This is a genomic window from Dolichospermum circinale AWQC131C (assembly GCF_000426905.1).
GTDB lineage: Bacteria > Cyanobacteriota > Cyanobacteriia > Cyanobacteriales > Nostocaceae > Dolichospermum > Dolichospermum circinale.
Window position 1 is genome coordinate 1 of record NZ_APIY01000427.1, and the last position, 2,926, is coordinate 2,926.

A 2,926-nucleotide genomic window follows, 5' to 3' on the forward strand; every position below is an offset into this window, starting at 1 on the left:
GCGGCGACGATAGTTTGGGGGTAGCCCCATGTCAAAATAGCTCGATGCCAGGTTTATTATTTAACAACATTGCCTCCTCTTATATACTAGAGGGGCTTTTTGTTGTTATTTTTTATCCAAATTGGAAATTAAATTGTTTATAGGAATTTGCAAAAATTTTCTGCAATATATAAATATATAAACAGGGTTTAGCAATGCTAAACCCCTACGGGATTTAAAACTAGTGGGAGTTTCATTAGATATCCTAACTACTTTCTCTATATCTATATTGTTTATGTCTGTACTTCATCAACAAAAATAGATATAATTCAATACTAAACTAAGTGTTTACCCAGGATTAGGGCAACTACCAATATTATTCAAACCCTTGGAAATGTCTGTTATAGAAACACCTTCTAATGGCGGTCCATATTGATTCTGTAACAATGGAAACAACGAGGGAGATACATGGCAAATTTCTCTATTTCCATTGATGTACATGACTCTTCCTTCATAGTTTGCTGGTGTGTAAAGCCCTTTAGGCCATGTACAACCACCTTGAAAGTTATGAGGAGTAAAAGGATCTCTTCCGTAACTACGCACACCTTTCTTAATCAAAAGTTTTAATTGAGCTGGACCAACAACGTGACAGGTAGACTTTCCACTATTACTCCAATAATAGCTGTGACCTTGATGAGCATAAATACCAGATGGGATATTTGGCGCTGGTTGAGCTACAGCTTGTAAACTTTCTGATATAGCTGTAGCCAAGCAAATTGAGGCTGTAACTGTAGTACCGATAACAAATAAACTAACGATTTTGTTTTTTTTCATTATTTTCTTCTATCCTATTGTTGGATTCTAAACCCTATTGGTTTTGTTACTTAATTACTATTATTAGAAAATTTAGGTTGATCTGTCTATTGGAAAACATCGGATTTTATCGGGAGATTTATTACAAAATTTTACGTATGAAATCGGAAAATATCGGTAAAAATAGGATTATCTTTTGCTATAATTACTGAAACCTTTACCCTATATAGTTTTTATGACTGTAGACGAAGTTGTAAAATTTGTTGATCAAATGGTATTTGAAAAAACGGGAAAACATTTAGATGATATCCAAACTGCTGTAGTTGAAGGTACATGGAAAAGAGAAACTTATGATCATATTGCTAGGGAATATAATCTTTCTAGCAGTCATGTAGGAGATGTAGGATCTGAATTATGGCAACTTTTATCGGAAATATTACATGAAGATATTAAAAAAACTAATTTTCGTTCTACATTTGAAAGATTAAATATTGAATCATCTCAAAATCCAAATATTTGTATTGGTAATAATTATTATTATAGTTCACAAACATTAAATCAACCTAATAAAGAAGAGGAAAAAATTAATATAAATACTGAATCTAAATTATCTGCTTACGATTTAATATTTGCTCCTGAAATTATAAATTTTTATCAACGAGAAACAGAGATAGAAAAACTCTCTGATTGGATATTTAAGCAAAATACTCGTTTAATTTCAGTATCAGGATTATATGGAACTGGTAAAACTACTTTAGTTAAAAGATTTATTGATTTAAACTTACATAAATTTGCAGTGGTTATTTGGAGAAGTTTAAAATATCCTCAACCTTTAGATTTATTTGTTACCGACTTATTGAATGTTTGTCAACAAGAACCTCAAGCAACTTTAGATAAACGATTAAAACAATTATTAGATTTTTTTGCGAATCAGAAATGTTTAATTATTCTTGATGATTTACAAAATATATTTATTCCTGGCAAATTTGCAGGACAATACAAAGTTGAATATCAAGATTATCAAGACTTTTTTAATATGCTGACAGAGGTTAAACATCAAAGTCATGTAATTGTGATTAGTCAAGAACAATGTTCAGAAATTGAATGTTTAGATAATGAATTATGTCTGATTAAGTCTTTAGAAGTATCTGGATTATATGATGTTCATATTCTCCAAAATAGAGGATTAAAAAACGAAGATAATTGGTTAAAATTAATTGATTTATATGCAGGTAATTTTATTGATTTAAAAAGTGTGAGTATCTTAATTAATAAGAATTATGATGGTCAAGTGGCTGATTTTTTATCTGAGAATACTTTGCACATTACCAATCAAATGCAATCTCGTTTTCAGCAAATATTTAAGCATTTATCATCCCAAGAACAAGAAATAGTATTGCATTTAAGTAAGTTTGAAATACCTATTACTAGAGAATATTTGAGAGAGGGTTTAAATTTATCTGTTGTTGATTTTAATAATGGTTTACAGTCTTTACAAGAAAGGTATTTAGTCACGAAAATAAAAAATGATAAAATCTTGTTTCAATTATCTTCAGTTTTTAGGGAATATGTGAGAAATTATTGTCAAAATTGATGATGATTTCATAAAAAATATAGGTCATATTTCTTGATATATTTTGAATCAATTACATAAGTCCTAATTTCACAGATAAAATTGAACAATGATTTTATTCTCCATCACAACAGTTAAAATAGAGGAAGATTTGTATATAATTATTTGTAAATATTAGTAAATTACGTAGCATATATTAGTTTTCAATAATACTAATATATATTTGTTGTTTGCTATTGTCCTCGTCCTGGTTTGCAGTCTGCGAAACCTAATGCTTCGCTATCTAGGAAACTCGCGATTCTCTTTCAGAGACACTACGTGAACGCCATTTCAATAATAGCTTCTACTGGATAGTCAATTTCAGCAGCACGGGCAATTAAAGCTGCTTTGATTTTTTCTGGTAAGCGTTCTAAGATAATTTTAGCATCAGTAATGTATGTAGCAAAGGAGTACTAACAGACCGAGGGCTTGACCTCTATATTCTTAATCGCTATTGTGATTTCTCGTTCTCAAATGCAGTCTTCAGGGTTTCTGTCAAGTTAAAACTCAGATATCAAAACT

Annotated in this window: 2 protein-coding genes and 1 pseudogene; 1 reads left to right on the plus strand and 2 read right to left on the minus strand. The window is 30.1% G+C overall.

The features are described 5' to 3' along the window. Positions 1 to 327 precede the first annotated feature (327 nt). The gene (locus ACIR131C_RS0100710) at positions 328 to 813 is read right to left on the minus strand and encodes a hypothetical protein (RefSeq protein WP_028088689.1); all 486 of its coding nucleotides are present in this window, start codon (positions 811 to 813) and stop codon (positions 328 to 330) included. Positions 814 to 1,027: 214 nt separating this feature from the next. Here ACIR131C_RS0100710 and ACIR131C_RS0100715 point away from each other — a divergent pair, with 214 nt between their 5' ends. Beyond that, the gene (locus ACIR131C_RS0100715; RefSeq protein ID WP_028088690.1) at positions 1,028 to 2,386 is read left to right on the plus strand and encodes a helix-turn-helix domain-containing protein; all 1,359 of its coding nucleotides are present in this window, start codon (positions 1,028 to 1,030) and stop codon (positions 2,384 to 2,386) included. A 212-nt stretch (positions 2,387 to 2,598) separates the two neighbouring features. Here the strand turns inward: ACIR131C_RS0100715 and ACIR131C_RS27165 are convergent. Beyond that, positions 2,599 to 2,799 (minus strand): annotated as a pseudogene (locus ACIR131C_RS27165) (hypothetical protein). Positions 2,800 to 2,926: the final 127 nt, after the last annotated feature.

Bases quoted from the DNA above. Each gene is read 5' to 3' on its own strand.
- ACIR131C_RS0100710 (WP_028088689.1), bottom strand. From the start codon at position 813: ATGAAAAAAAACAAAATCGTTAGTTTATTTGTTATCGGTACTACAGTT.
- ACIR131C_RS0100715 (WP_028088690.1), top strand. From the start codon at position 1,028: ATGACTGTAGACGAAGTTGTAAAATTTGTTGATCAAATGGTATTTGAA.